General features: G+C 65.7%; 14 protein-coding genes and 3 pseudogenes. 3 read left to right on the forward strand and 14 right to left on the reverse strand.

Annotated features, from left to right (window positions below; all coding sequences use genetic code 11):
- Positions 1-116 precede the first annotated feature (116 nt).
- Positions 117-1013 carry a formate/nitrite transporter family protein gene (locus OSB52_RS20645; RefSeq protein WP_235724513.1) on the forward strand — a complete coding sequence of 299 codons (897 nt, stop codon included), beginning with the start codon at positions 117-119 and terminating at the stop codon, positions 1011-1013.
- 110 nt (positions 1014-1123) lie between these two features.
- Here OSB52_RS20645 and OSB52_RS20650 read toward each other — a convergent pair whose 3' ends face one another.
- Positions 1124-2116, reverse strand: a complete 993-nt coding sequence (locus tag OSB52_RS20650; protein ID WP_266063360.1) for a YihY/virulence factor BrkB family protein — start codon at positions 2114-2116, stop codon at positions 1124-1126.
- Positions 2117-2289: 173 nt separating this feature from the next.
- Between OSB52_RS20650 and OSB52_RS20655 the strand changes: the two genes are divergently transcribed.
- A complete protein-coding gene (locus OSB52_RS20655) occupies positions 2290-3342 on the forward strand; it encodes an iron-containing redox enzyme family protein (protein WP_372512458.1) in 1053 nt (350 codons plus the stop codon).
- A gap of 14 nt (positions 3343-3356) precedes the next feature.
- Here OSB52_RS20655 and OSB52_RS20660 read toward each other — a convergent pair whose 3' ends face one another.
- From OSB52_RS20660 to OSB52_RS20685, 6 genes are all read right to left on the reverse strand, one after another.
- Positions 3357-3548 carry a CDGSH iron-sulfur domain-containing protein gene (locus OSB52_RS20660; RefSeq protein ID WP_266063362.1) on the reverse strand — a complete coding sequence of 64 codons (192 nt, stop codon included), beginning with the start codon at positions 3546-3548 and terminating at the stop codon, positions 3357-3359.
- On the reverse strand, positions 3545-4258 hold the full coding sequence (locus tag OSB52_RS20665) for a methyltransferase (protein WP_266063363.1): 714 nt from the start codon (positions 4256-4258) through the stop codon (positions 3545-3547). Before OSB52_RS20665 ends, OSB52_RS20660 begins: the two co-directional genes overlap by 4 nt.
- Before the next feature lie 199 nt (positions 4259-4457).
- Positions 4458-6401: a hypothetical protein gene (locus OSB52_RS20670; protein ID WP_266063401.1), complete on the reverse strand. Its 1944-nt coding sequence runs from the start codon at positions 6399-6401 to the stop codon at positions 4458-4460.
- Between the two features lie 147 nt (positions 6402-6548).
- The gene (locus OSB52_RS20675) at positions 6549-7814 is read right to left on the reverse strand and encodes an ATP-grasp domain-containing protein (RefSeq protein WP_266063364.1); all 1266 of its coding nucleotides are present in this window, start codon (positions 7812-7814) and stop codon (positions 6549-6551) included.
- Between the two features lie 301 nt (positions 7815-8115).
- Positions 8116-8862 carry a class I SAM-dependent methyltransferase gene (locus OSB52_RS20680; protein ID WP_266063365.1) on the reverse strand — a complete coding sequence of 249 codons (747 nt, stop codon included), beginning with the start codon at positions 8860-8862 and terminating at the stop codon, positions 8116-8118.
- 92 nt (positions 8863-8954) lie between these two features.
- Positions 8955-9896 carry a glycoside hydrolase family protein gene (locus OSB52_RS20685; protein WP_266063366.1) on the reverse strand — a complete coding sequence of 314 codons (942 nt, stop codon included), beginning with the start codon at positions 9894-9896 and terminating at the stop codon, positions 8955-8957.
- 136 nt (positions 9897-10032) lie between these two features.
- Between OSB52_RS20685 and OSB52_RS20690 the strand changes: the two genes are divergently transcribed.
- Positions 10033-10671, forward strand: a complete 639-nt coding sequence (locus tag OSB52_RS20690) for a class I SAM-dependent methyltransferase (protein ID WP_266063367.1) — start codon at positions 10033-10035, stop codon at positions 10669-10671.
- Positions 10672-10696: 25 nt separating this feature from the next.
- On the opposite strand, the pseudogene OSB52_RS25070 reads toward OSB52_RS20690, so the two are convergent.
- From OSB52_RS25070 to OSB52_RS20720, 7 genes and pseudogenes are all read right to left on the reverse strand, one after another.
- Positions 10697-10810: pseudogene (locus OSB52_RS25070) on the reverse strand (VapC toxin family PIN domain ribonuclease); the annotation flags it as partial.
- Positions 10811-10852: 42 nt separating this feature from the next.
- Positions 10853-10993: pseudogene (locus tag OSB52_RS20695) on the reverse strand (type II toxin-antitoxin system RelE/ParE family toxin); the annotation flags it as partial.
- 2 nt (positions 10994-10995) lie between these two features.
- A complete protein-coding gene (locus OSB52_RS20700) occupies positions 10996-11436 on the reverse strand; it encodes a type II toxin-antitoxin system VapC family toxin (RefSeq protein ID WP_266063368.1) in 441 nt (146 codons plus the stop codon).
- Entirely contained in the window at positions 11433-11675 is a 243-nt protein-coding gene (locus OSB52_RS20705; RefSeq protein ID WP_266063369.1) for a FitA-like ribbon-helix-helix domain-containing protein, read from the reverse strand. The genes OSB52_RS20700 and OSB52_RS20705 overlap by 4 nt, the downstream gene beginning before the upstream one ends.
- Positions 11676-11777: 102 nt before the next feature.
- Positions 11778-11939 (reverse strand): annotated as a pseudogene (locus OSB52_RS20710) (type II toxin-antitoxin system RelE/ParE family toxin); the annotation flags it as partial.
- Between the two features lie 38 nt (positions 11940-11977).
- A complete protein-coding gene (locus OSB52_RS20715; RefSeq protein ID WP_266063370.1) occupies positions 11978-12346 on the reverse strand; it encodes a type II toxin-antitoxin system VapC family toxin in 369 nt (122 codons plus the stop codon).
- Positions 12343-12540, reverse strand: a complete 198-nt coding sequence (locus OSB52_RS20720; RefSeq protein ID WP_235724527.1) for a type II toxin-antitoxin system VapB family antitoxin — start codon at positions 12538-12540, stop codon at positions 12343-12345. Before OSB52_RS20720 ends, OSB52_RS20715 begins: the two co-directional genes overlap by 4 nt.
- Positions 12541-12678 lie beyond the last annotated feature (138 nt).

A 12678-nucleotide genomic window follows, 5' to 3' on the forward strand; every position in this document is an offset into this window, starting at 1 on the left:
CACACACGCCGGGGGTTGCCGTGAGGAGGACGTAACACCGATTCGTCCTCATGACACAAAACCGACATTCCGACTCGATTGACTGACGCACATTCACCGTCAACCTGAGGAGTCTCATGTCGTACGTGAAGCCTGCCGAGTTCGTGAAACAGATGGTCGATGCCGGCGAGGCGAAAACGTTCCTGTCCACCCGGGATACGCTGATACGCGCGTACATGGCAGGCGCGATTCTCGCGCTCGCCGCGGCGTTCGCCGTCACCATCACCGTCCGAACGGGTGAACCGCTGCTCGGTGCGGTGTTGTTCCCCGTCGGATTCTGTTTGCTCTACCTGATGGGATTCGACCTGCTGACCGGGGTGTTCACGCTGGTACCGCTGGCGTTGATCGACAAACGGCGAGGCGTGACGTTCAAGAGCATGTTGCGCAACTTCGGCCTGGTGTTCGTCGGCAACTTCCTGGGTGCGTTCACCGTCGCGGTGTTCATGGCGATCATCGTCACCTACGGGTTCAGTACCGATCCCGATGCCGTCGGGCAGCAGCTCGGCGAGATAGGTCATTCCCGGACCGTCGGCTACGCCGAGCACGGCGCCGCGGGCATGTTGACCCTGTTCATCCGCGGCGTGCTGTGCAACTGGATGGTGTCCACCGGTGTGGTCGCGGCGATGATGTCGACGTCGGTGCCGGGCAAGGTGATCGCGATGTGGATGCCGATCATGCTGTTCTTCTACATGGGTTTCGAGCATTCCATCGTCAACATGTTCCTCTTCCCGTCGGGACTGATGCTGGGCGGTGACTTCTCGATCGGCGACTACCTGGTCTGGAACGAGATCCCGACGGTGCTCGGCAATCTCGTCGGTGGCCTCACCTTCGTCGGATTGATGCTCTACGCCACTCACGGCCGCACGGGACCGTCGCGACGCGTTCCGGAGGGCACCACCGAGATCGACGTCGCCCAGGAGGTGCAGGCGAAGAAGTCCGACGCCAAGGAGCGCGCGGTCGTCGCCGATTCCTGATCGTCGCCTCAGGCCAGATCCTGCACAACGTTCGTCCCCCGACACTCGCAACTTCCCGCCGAACTCGCGGTAGGTGTGGCGATAACCGGGGGACGAACTGTTGTGCCGGCTTACTCGCGGCGGGCGGGACCGGTGAACCGGCGGACCCGGGCGAGGCCGCTCGCGCCGAGCTCCGCCGGGGAACGCCGACGCGGCGGTGGCCAGCCGTTACTGGGGTGGGCCTTCTCGATCTCGGCGTTGAGTTCGGCCCCGAAGAGCAGCACGATGGCCACCGACCACACCCACACCAGGATCGCCAGGGGCGCGGCGAGCGGGGCGTACACCGCATCGCCGCCGAACGCGGTGTCGGTGTAGAGCCGCAGGAGCGCGCTGACCGCGAGACCCCCGCCGGTGGCCAGTACGGCGCCGGGCAGATCCCGATAAAACGGGGTCCGCCGTGGTGTGGCCCAGTGGAACAGCGCCGCCACGACCAGAGTCAACACCACCACCGCCACCGGCCAGTAAGCGATTGTCCAGATCTCGCCGAGAGGCAGCGCCGCCAGACCCCACCGCCGTTCGACGATGTAGCCCAGCTGCGGGCCGGCCACCACCAGCGGCACCAGCACCACTCCGAGGATCAGGCCGATCACGGAGAACACCAGTCCCAACACGCGCGCCATCCAGGTGGGACGTTCCTCGTCCAGGTCGTAGGCGATCGTGACCGCCAGAACCACCACGCGCAGGATACGGCTGGCGGTGAAGACCGCGACCAGAAACGAGATCGAGAACACCGACGGGGACCCCTCGACCAACAGCCGGTCGAGCATTGCCGCGATGACATCGTCGACGGTCTGCTGCCGGAATACTTGCGCGGCGATCTCTTCGATGCGTTCGATGAGTTGAGCCCGGGCATCCGAACCCAGCACCGGGTCGAGCAGTCCGGCCAACGAGACCATGGCGATGGACACGGCCGGCAGGCTCAGCAGCACCCAGAACGCGATCTCGCTGGCGAGTCCGGTGATGCGGTCATCACCCGAGTCCTTGACCGTGGCGACGGCGAGGTCGACGACCGAGCGCACACGCGACGGCAGCCGCGCCCTGAACCGTCTCCACACCGCGCGCATCGGGGGCAACGGTACCCAAGAGCAGCCTGCCCAGCGAGGACATGGCCCAGTGTCCGCCCGCTGCGGCTCGCCTGCCGGCGCCCACGGCATCGTTTCGGCACGGCGTACACCGGATACTCCAGGTTCTACCCTGGGGACGACGTCCGGATTAGGGCATATCGATGAGAGGCGCGATGTCAATGACCAGCCAGCTGAACAGACCCGCAGTGACCAACGCACCCGCGCCGACGCTGCCCTCTGCGCGCGGGCCGCTCTCGGCGCTGGTGATCGATCACCTCCGGGCCGATCCGACGGCCCCGCACGGCATCGCGGCACCGGAGGCGGTATCCCCGGCCGCGCTGACGGAGGTCGACCCGTACGGCGATGATCTGCAGCTGGCCCTCTACCTCTGTTACGAGTTGCACTACCGCGGCTTCGCCGAAGTCGACACCGAGTGGGAATGGCAGCCCGGCCTGCTGGCCCTGCGCGGCGAGCTCGAACGACACTTCCGCGCCGCGCTGCATCGTGACGTTCCGGTCACCGGTGGCGAGACCGCCGGGCACGCCATGGACGAGTTGAGCGTCGAGTCACCCGACGGTGACGGCGCCTCCTATCACCTGCGTGACGCGGGCACGTGGGACCAGTACCGCCAGATGTTCGCGCTGCGCTCCGTCTATCACCTGAAGGAAGCCGATCCGCACGCCTGGGCGATTCCGCGGCTGCGCGGCCACGCCAAAGCCGCATTTGTCGCGGTCGAGTTCGATGAGTTCGGCGGCGGACACGGTGATGCTGTCCACCAGGAGCTGTTCGCCGAGCTGCTGCGGGCTGCGCATCTGCGCGAGGACTACCTCGGCTACCTCGACATCGTCCCCGCCGCGGCTCTGACACCGGTCAATCTGATGTCGCTGTTCGGTCTGCACCGGCGCTACCGCGGCGCCGCCGTCGGTCACCTGGCGGCCACCGAGATCACCTCACCGCCGGGTTCGGCGCGTCTGCTGTCGGGGCTCGACCGGCTGCAGGCACCAGAGCCCTGCCGGCATTTCTATCGCGAGCACGTCGAGGCCGACGCGGTGCACGAACAGATCCTGCGCACCGACGTGGTCGGCGACCTGATCCGCACCGAGCCCGAGTGCGAGACCGACATCGTCTTCGGCATCCGCGCGTTTCTGTTCGTCGAAGACGCGCTGGATGCGCACGTGATGACCGCCTGGCGGGCGGGCCGCAGTGCCCTCGTCGGGGAGCTGTAGCTGTCCGAATCCGATCAGCGCCGCCGGCGCTTGCGATGGCTGGTGTCGCACAGCGGGTAGTTCTTGCTGCGGCCGCACGCGCAGATCGCGACCATGAACCGATCCGACTCGACACAGGTGCCGTCGGGAAGTTCGATGTCGATCGGGCCCTCGACCAGCACCGGGCCGCCGCGAACCACCCGAACTGTCCGCCGCTGGGCGGTCATCTGTGTCGCCCTCTCGCCTGCGCCGTTGTGTCCGGGGCCCTCGCCGCGATCACCACCAGCCGTTCGATCCGACGACCGTGTTCCAGTAATCCGCGTTGCTCGAGCCATCGAGCCCGGGCAGTCAGCACCGGGCCGAACGGGATCCAGCGTTCAGCGATCACCTGCGCGGCGAGGCCCGCACCCTCCAGGGCGACGATGGAGGCGTCGACGCCGGCGAACTCCGACTGCACCACCAGTAGCGTGCCGCCGGGCGTCAACAACGTCGGCGCGTGGCGACACAGGGGGTCGAGCACCGCACGCCCGTCGACCCCGGCATCCCAGGCATGCGCCGGTCCGGCCGGATGGAATGCAGGATGCGAAAGTGTCGGCGTCGGTACATACGGTGGATTGCAGGTCACAACCTCGAACCGGCCGTGCTCGGCGGCCAGGTCAGCGTGTCTCACCGTGACCGGTCGGCCTGCGGCGCAGGCCGCTGCCCGTGCGTGCTCCACGGCGCTGTGCGAGGAATCCACCGCCACCGCCTCGCGGGCTCCGCCCGCGGCTGCAGCGATTGCGACGGCACCGGTGCCCGTGCACAGATCGAGCACACGTGCTCCGCGCACTCCATGTGTATCCATCGCATCGATCAGCAGCGCAGTGTCCTCCTGGGGCAAATACACGTCGGTGCCGATCGCCGGCTCGCCGGCCGAGGCCGGCGACACCATCGTCATGACCTGACCTCCGGTCCGCGGTGATGCGACCACGGTCGGGGACGGATCGCTCTCGCGAATTGGACTACGGTGTCTTCTGCGATCAACCTCACGCCTCACCTTCCGGCCATGCCATGCGGGAGATGACCACCCCGCACGGGAATGATTCCCCGCGGCACGGACCCCGAAACGCGGATGCGTAGATGTTCGGTTCAGCCCGTCACGGCGAGCCGTGATGGACCTGGCCGTCGCGAGGTCGCAGCGTGCGATCGGCCCCCCAGCTGCGTTCGACGTAGCCGACCACTTCGGCGACGTCGACGGCCGGGACATCGGTGAGGGTGCCGTCCTCGAGCGGATCGGCGTGGAAGATGTAGAGCCGGGAGGCAAACTGGGCGAACGGCAGTGAGCCTTCCCCCGGTCGTTCACCGTTGCCGGCGGTGCCCACCACCACCGAGTCGCCCCAGTCCTGGCCACTGTCATTGTTGGGGTTGAAGAAGTAGACGCGGATGTCACCGTTGGGGTCCGCGGCGACCCGCAGGATTGTGATGGCGTGCCAGCCGACGTAGCGCGCTGCACTGTCGGTGAACGCGATCCCGGCCGGTTGAGGGTGGATCAGCGGTTGATTGCCGTTGTAGCGCGGGTGATATGCGGCATAGAACTGGCGGATGAAGTCGTCGAGGTCCACGATGTCGCCGGTCGCCACATCCACGTTGATCCGAAATCCCCGAGCCGACCACCAGCCGTGGAATTCCGGGTTCACCCACCGGTGCGGGTCGCCGGGACGGTCGGCACAACGGCGCACCATCTCGGCGTAGATGCGATCAAGGTGCGGAACCACCAGCAGCGACACCGGATCGAGATCGATCGGGTCAGCTGTCGCGACGCCGCCGACACTCTCGGCCGAGGAGATGCGCTGGCCCTCGAAGTGGGCGATCACCTCGTCGTCGCGGGCCGCCCACGCCACCACCTGCAGCAGGTAGTCGGGATCGTTGTAAGCCCACATCGACAACGCACGCGCCGACTGGCACGTCGGGTTGTCACCCTGGCCCACCCCGAGTGGCTGGCCCAGCATCGACAGGAGACCGCCCAGCAACAGTCCCTCGGGTTCCACCGCCGGCCCGAAGGCCGAGTGCAGACGCTCCCGAACTGCTGGTGCGAGTTTCAGCGACACCTGACGCCACAGCGACGGCACCACCGGCGCCTGGTGCAGTATCCCGCGGTCGAGCAGCAAGGCCAGTCCGTACAGGCATTGCGCATGCTGCGGTTCCACGGTGCGCAGGATCAGCTCCTGCACCAGGTCGGTGTAGCGGAGCAGACAATTGCGTCCCACCTCCGAGAGTCCGAGGGCCTCGGGCAGGAGAAAGATGTTGTCGTCCACCAGGAACCGCACCAGGGCGGCGTGGTATCCGGACACCAGACCGGTGTCGTGCATGGCGCGAGCGAATCCGCGCGCCTCGAACTCCAGCCCCTCGGCGTCCATCGCCGACAACCGCGACAGGTACACGTCGATGCCGGGGTCCTCGCGGCAGGCCTCGGTGGGACCGAACAGCGCGGTCGTCAGACGATCGAGTCCCTGCCCCGCGGCGCCCAGGTCGACGTCGGGGTTGTTGCGATGGACGGCGATCCGGGTGACCATCGCCTTCACGTGATCGACCTGGATCGGTCGCTGACGCAGAATTCGCCAGATCTCCTCGACCAGTTCGTCGAGCACGCTGTCGTAGCCGATCTCGTCGACCACATAGTCGAACACGGCGCGGGCCACCCGCGCGCCGCCGTTTTGCCGTGCGCGGTCGGCTTCCGACATCGGCGCGAGCAGCAGATCCAGGTTCAGTGCCAGTACCTGCGACAAGAATCGTCGGGCATCGTCGGCGGTCATGTCCGGACGCGTGTGCTCACCGGCGGCGATCGCCACCAGCCGCAACTCACTCGTGGCCTCGAGGATCACGGTGTCAGTGTTGTCGCCTCGCAGGCTCGGACCGGCCAGCGCCGGCACCAGGATGTCGGGTTTATCCCAGTCGGAGCCGGCGAACACACCGGCACGTTCCAGCGCCGCGGCCCGCGCGCGGACAGCCGCGCATCCACCGGGTTGGGTCAGCACCCGGCGCAGTGCGTCGAGGACTCGTCGCAGTTTGCCCGGCTTGGTGAACTCGGGCGCCTCGTCCATGGCCGTCGTGGCGTGGTCGAGTTGTTCGATCCGAGACACCAACGCACGGCCGGTGTCGGGATGGTCGATAGATGTCACTGGCAAGGGCACCTTTTGTGGTTCTCGCGGTGCCGCGTGCCGCGCACCTCGGCGGACCGCGGCGACGTCTCACACGTAGAAATCGAGTTCTTCCTGACGCTTGAGCAGATCACGCATCCGATAGGGATCCTCACCGAAGAAGTACAGCAGACCCCAGTGCGTGCCGAAGGCAGTGCGCTTGGTGACGGTCTCCTCGAGTGGCTCGGAGAGATCGTTGGTCTCGTAGTAGTCGTCGTCGGCGGTCTCCTCCGGGATCTCGAGATTGGAGACCACCCGGCGGCGTGGATACACACCGAAACATCCCGCGACGCCGCTGGCGTCGACCACCTCACGCGGGAAGAAGGCATCGATCTCCTCCTCGGTGGTCTTCGGGTCGAAAGACAGCACCAGCGCTTGGTAGGCATTGAATCCGTACGCACGTTCCAGCAGCTCAAACACCTTGAAACCCGGTGGCCGATAAGCGACTTCGCCAAAGTACATCTCACCGTCGTTGGTCACGAAGTATTCGGGGTGTACGAATCCGAAATCGATGTCGAAGGTCTTGATCAGCTTTTCGATCTGTGCGGTGATCGCCGGACGGTACTTCTCCAGTTCCGGGGTGGCGGGCACGAAGACCGAATAGCCCAGCGTCACGTATTCGGAGATGTTGAGAAACTTGATCTTGCCGTTGTGAATCCACGCCTCGACCGCGAATTCCCAGCCGTCGAGATGCGACTCCATCAAGACCGGGAACTCTTCTTCCGGAATGGTGTCGACCTCGTCGGGGGTACGGATCACCCGATGTCCGAGGCAGCCGGCCTTGTCGAAGGCCTTCAGATGGATCGGGTCATTGGGATCGCCGTCGAGTTTGAGCAGGGTCTGATTCACCCGGCGCAGAAAGCGCACTACGTCATCACGGTCGTGCGCTTCTTCGAAGATGCCGACCCGGATACCACCGAGCTGGGCGCGGCGCTTCATCAGCGCTTTGTCACGCAACAGCATCGCCTGGCCGAACAGCCGCGGCTTGTTCATCAACACCGAATTGATGGCGCCCGCCCACTCGACGGTTTCCTCGAAGAGCGGGATCGCGACGTCGACACCCATATCCTGCAACGTCTCGGCGATCTCCATCGAGCGGTCGTTGAGGCGCTCGAAGTTCCAGGAGAGATACGGGATGTTGTGTTCGGCGCAATATTCTTCGGCCCAGTCGGGGGCCACCACCACGTAGCGGCGGTCGAATGAGTCGACCGCCTCGATGGCGCCAAGACTCCAGCCCAGCAAGGCCACATAGCCTTTGTCGGGGTTCTTGGGTGCCTTCGCGGGTGCGTCGTGTGGTGCTGTGGCAGGCGCGGTCATGCATGTCCTTTCGCTGCAGTTCGTGCGCGGTTCATGCTGCTTCTTCCTGAACCCAACCTACAGAGGACTACCAGCGGCCTCCACCGGGTACGCGCAGACTCGGCCGATCATCGTGTGGAGAAAGGCAGGCAAATGGCGGTAACCGCAGGTCAGAGCGCCGGCAACAAAGCCTGCCACCGGTGCGGCAATTCTTTGGCCCCGGCACTACCAATAGTGCGTGCCGATTGCCTGCCTCCGGTCGGTGCCCCCACACGGCGTCTCGGCCGGCGCTCTGTCCGCTGCGCCGTCGGGCGAGTCCGCCTCACACGATCCCGCGCGCCGCCCAGGCGGTGGCGACCACCCGAAACGGTCCCGGCCCCAGCCGGCCCCGCGCAACACTCTCGAGTCGTGCTCGAGCGTCGGCATCCAGTCCCCGGACGTACTCACCGGCCGGTCCCACACCGAATGTGTACGGTTCCCACCATTCCTCGAAGGTGGGATGTTCGATATCGGCCGTGATGGGCTCCTCGACGACCGACCGCAGTCCGGCGTCCTCGAACAACGCGGTCAGATGACCCCGATGTGCTCCCGACAGCAAGGCCTCGTCCTCGGCGGCGGGGTCGAGCACGTGCACCGCATCCCAGAAGGGTGCCAGTGCACCGGTCGGCCCGTCCCACACGCACGCGGCGACCATGCCGCCCGGTCGCGTGACACGGGCCATCTGCCGGATTCCGCCGACCGGATCGGTCATGAAATGAACCACCAGTTGTGCCACCGCAGCGTCGAACTCGGCGTTGCCGTAGGGCAGTTCTTCGGCCGTGCCCTTCCGGACGTCGACGTCGGGGAGTCGCTGCCGAATCGCCGCGACGAACGGCGGCGAGGGGTCTATCGCCGACACCTCGGCACCTATCGAGTACAGGTGCGCCGCCAAAGCTCCTGGGCCACAGCCGACGTCGAGGACCCGCTGGCTGGTACTGACGCCGGCGAACGCCGCGAAGACGCTTGCGAGCGGCTCGGCATAGCGCCCCATGAAACGGGCGTACACCTCCGACGGAACGGCGAAACTCACCTACTCATGGTAGATCCGCAGGTCAGGTCGAGGAACCGGTCCGTCGAATGACATCCACAGAGATCGACGCCGCATGGCCCCGCCGGGAGGCATCAGGCGGGCTCGCGCATGATGCCGATATGGCGCACCGTCCCGGACAGTCGTGGCAGTGTTTTCGGCGGAGACCACGACCGCAGCCCGTCTGTGCTGTCGGAGTACAGGTACCGTCCGCTGCGGTAGGCGTCCAGATAGAGCCGCCAGGTTCCGTTGGGCAACTGGGTGAGCACCGGCCCCTCCACGTACCGACCCCAGTTCCGGGTCGGTACGAATCGATACGGTCCGGCCAGCGACGGTGCCACCGCGTGCTCGATGATCTTCGTCGTCTCGTTCTTGGTGAACGCGTGGTACGTGGCGCCGATCTTCACCACAGTGGTGTCGATGTGGTCGGCACCGATCCCGACGATCGGTACCGGTGGACTCCACACCCGCAGCGACGGATCGAGGGCGGTCATGACGTACGGAACGAAGCCGCCACCGGTCGACATCGACAGGATCACGTTGACCCGGCCGCCCTCGACGAAGAACTCCGGCGCCCACGCCTTCGTGGTGAACGGCGACAACGACGGGAGTTCACTGGAGCCGGCCGACCCCGACGAGTCCGAGCCGCTCGAACCGAACAGGCCCTTGCCGTCGCCGGTGCCGGGCAACAGTGCGCAGCACAGCGGGACCGGCCAGTTGCCGATGGGTGTCCACGACACTCGGTCCCGGCTGCGCGCGAAACCGATGTTCGCGCCATCGACCGTCGTGTAGGTGATGTAGTACCAGCCGTCGGTGTTGCGAAAGATGCTGGCATCCCGCACCCGACCGGCCGGCGGCCGGTAGGCCGACTTCCGCAGCAGCCGAAAATTCGTGGCGTCGGTCGACGTGTAAACGTCCATGTCGCGGTCGGTGGCGTTGCTGAACCCGACCATGGTGTACCGCCAGCCGGACGGCGCGGCGTGGCCGGTGCCCTGCGCCGAGACCAGCAGTCCCGCGGCAGTCAGCACGATCGTCATGAGGGAGAACACTGTTCGCCTGGTACGCATCACTGGTGCAGTATCGACGACGACACGTACACCATGCACAACTTTCGGAATAGGTGCGCGAAAATCGTCCTGACGGAAACTGTTGATCGAGGGCCGGAGACACCGTATGCAGGATGACGAGATCGGCTCACGCTATACCCAGGTCGCCGACCTCTACATCGACATGTTCGGCAGCCCGGACCGCGTGGACGCCGCCAACCGTGCCTTCATCGCCCGGCATCTCGGCAACGTCACCGGTCCGGTCCTCGACGTCGGCTGCGGCCCCGGACATCTCACGGCCCATCTCGCCGATCTCGGTGTCTCGGCACGCGGGATCGATCTGGTGCCGGACTTCGTCCACAATGCCCGATCCACCCGACCCGACCTCGATTTCGCCGTCGGATCGATGCGCGCGCTCGATGTCCCCGACGGGTCGCTGGGCGGAATCCTGGCCTGGTACCCGCTGATTCACCATGAGCCGCACGAGGTCGCCGAGATCGTCGCCGAGTTTCGCAGAGCCATGGTCGGTGGCGGCGTGCTCGTCGTCGGATTCTTCGAAGGAGACGTGGTGGAATCGTTCGACCACAAGGTCACGACCGCGTACCGCCGGCCGGTCGACGGAATGTCGGCGGTGCTGGCTGCGGCCGGGTTCGTCGAGGTCGAGCGCGCCGGGCCGGCACCGATGCGGCGCGTGCACATGCGGCACTCGCCGTCCGCGCTCGGTAGCGGCCGCAGCGTCGATGCTGTGCCATGGACGGATCAATGACGCTTCAGACCACCATGTCGACCGGGAGCTGCAGCGCCTCGCCAAAATTGTCGTCGACCAGAGCCTGGGCGTCCGACGGCGCCGCTCGCGCATCGCCTGGCAACCGGGTCAGCACCGAGTACGTCTCTGTGAGGGCGTGCCGCTGAGCGCGAGAGGGCGGCCGATGCGAGACCGGACCGCCTCATGGGAACCTCAGCACTCCGTCTCTCCAGGTGAAGCAGATCCGCCACTGGTCATCGACGCGAATACTGTGCCGTGCCCTGCGGTCACCACCTAGACGCTCAAGCCGATTGCCCAGCGGATTCCGTAGATCCGTCAGAGCCGTCACAACGAAGCCGCATGTTCCTCACCTGTCCACGGGTTGACAAGCGCAACCCCGGAGTGGATGAAGCCCTTCGTGTTGCGCGTCGCGCAGACCGCATCCCGGGATCGGCAGATAGCCGCGATCTGTGCGTCGCCAGTTGCGATCGACAAGCCGGCAGCTTCACGTGCGGCAAGGATGTCAGCGTAACGGGGAGCTACCTCAGCATCGAACGCGATGACCGCCCCCGCGTCCCGATTCGGCAGGACTGCGGCCTCAACCAGGGACGTGAGTTCTTTCTTCCGTCGGCCATCAGGCAGCCTACGCAGCCCTGCCAGCAGTTCCGCGAGAGCGACCGCGGTGATCGCGACATCATCAGCCAGCGATTCCAGCCACGCGACGACGCGGGCGTCCGGCTGAGGTCTCAACACCTCGAAGACGACGTTGGTGTCGAGGACGATCACGAGAAGTCGACAGCTCGCGCGAAGTCCGCCCGCTCATACACCACGAGTTCATCAACACCGCCGACCGACCGCCCCGCCTGCAAGAGCGCCAGGCCGATGTTCGGCCGCGTGGCTGCGTTGGTCAGGATCTCCCGCACCTCGGCCTCCATGGAACGGCCATGCTCCTTTGCCTGAGCGGCGATCCGGGCTTTGTCGGACTCATCGAGCCCACGAACGACGATGGACGCCGCCTCAACCACCTCCCCAAAATGATTGCATCAAAGATAGCGCTGGGGTACGAGCCGTGGCAGGCGATTCATTCCTCCATGAGAACTTCCCCGGGATGGATCGGCGCGATCTTGTCAGTGATAGTCACCGATCTCCACCTCCTCCAGCCCAGTCTCCGCCCAGACGAAGCAGATTCGACACTGGTCATTGCTTCTGATGCTGCGTTGTCCCGCCCGATCACCTTTCAGCGCTTCGCGCCGGTTCCCGGGTGGGACCCTGAGGTCGTCGAGCGACTCTAAACCTGAACTCGACCGGATCACGCGACCAATGAACATCACTCGACCGCGGCATCCACCCCGGCCTCCACGGACACCGCACTCAACCGCTTGTCCCGTGTCCACAGCCGCGCGCCATCGACAAGAAGCACTGAGCCCAGCAGCCCAGCATCGACTGGACTCAATCCGCGACCCCAGAGTCGCCGGGTCTCGACGAGATGTAGCAGCTCCACATGAGTGAGAACGGGAAACTGGACGAGATTGCCGAGAAGGTCGATCACTGCCTCCCGGTTCGCGATCGATCCCATTGCGAGTTCCTCGACGACCATTGGGTGACAACTGATCTCACCGTCCCCGAGGAGAGCGGTCAACCGTTCGTTCTTGGTATGCAGATGGTCGATCCAGACCGACGTATCAACGAGGATCATCCGACCGACGAACGGCGACGCGGAGCAGCCGCGGCCGTAGGATCGGTGCCTCCAAGCGCAGCGAGGCGACGCGCACTCTCCATGCGGATCAACGCCTGCAACCCCTCGCGAATGAGCGCCGCTCTCTCATGAACCCCGGTCAGCTCGGCCGCCTTCGCCAGAAGCTCGTCGTCAAGGGTCACCGTCGTGCGCATGCCGCATCTCCAATCGCATCAAACGATGTCGTTGATGATGCCATGGGATCGGTATTCCCGCACGTGACCCGGCCAGCCGAGATTTCCGGTGCTCACTGGAACCGATGTTCATTGCGACCATTCAACGACGGCGACGCT

It is taken from the genome of Gordonia aquimaris (assembly GCF_026262595.1).
In the GTDB taxonomy this organism is placed as follows: domain Bacteria; phylum Actinomycetota; class Actinomycetes; order Mycobacteriales; family Mycobacteriaceae; genus Gordonia; species Gordonia tangerina.

Excerpts from the sequence above, each read along its gene's own strand:
- OSB52_RS20645 (WP_235724513.1), top strand. The coding sequence starts at position 117 with ATGTCGTACGTGAAGCCTGCCGAGTTCGTGAAACAGATGGTCGATGCC.
- OSB52_RS20650 (WP_266063360.1), bottom strand. The coding sequence starts at position 2,116 with ATGCGCGCGGTGTGGAGACGGTTCAGGGCGCGGCTGCCGTCGCGTGTG.
- OSB52_RS20655 (WP_372512458.1), top strand. The coding sequence starts at position 2,290 with ATGTCAATGACCAGCCAGCTGAACAGACCCGCAGTGACCAACGCACCC.
- OSB52_RS20660 (WP_266063362.1), bottom strand. The coding sequence starts at position 3,548 with ATGACCGCCCAGCGGCGGACAGTTCGGGTGGTTCGCGGCGGCCCGGTG.
- OSB52_RS20665 (WP_266063363.1), bottom strand. The coding sequence starts at position 4,258 with ATGACGATGGTGTCGCCGGCCTCGGCCGGCGAGCCGGCGATCGGCACC.
- OSB52_RS20670 (WP_266063401.1), bottom strand. The coding sequence starts at position 6,401 with ATGGACGAGGCGCCCGAGTTCACCAAGCCGGGCAAACTGCGACGAGTC.
- OSB52_RS20675 (WP_266063364.1), bottom strand. The coding sequence starts at position 7,814 with ATGACCGCGCCTGCCACAGCACCACACGACGCACCCGCGAAGGCACCC.
- OSB52_RS20685 (WP_266063366.1), bottom strand. The coding sequence starts at position 9,896 with ATGACGATCGTGCTGACTGCCGCGGGACTGCTGGTCTCGGCGCAGGGC.
- OSB52_RS20690 (WP_266063367.1), top strand. The coding sequence starts at position 10,033 with ATGCAGGATGACGAGATCGGCTCACGCTATACCCAGGTCGCCGACCTC.
- OSB52_RS20715 (WP_266063370.1), bottom strand. The coding sequence starts at position 12,346 with ATGATCCTCGTTGATACGTCGGTCTGGATCGACCATCTGCATACCAAG.
- OSB52_RS20720 (WP_235724527.1), bottom strand. The coding sequence starts at position 12,540 with ATGCGCACGACGGTGACCCTTGACGACGAGCTTCTGGCGAAGGCGGCC.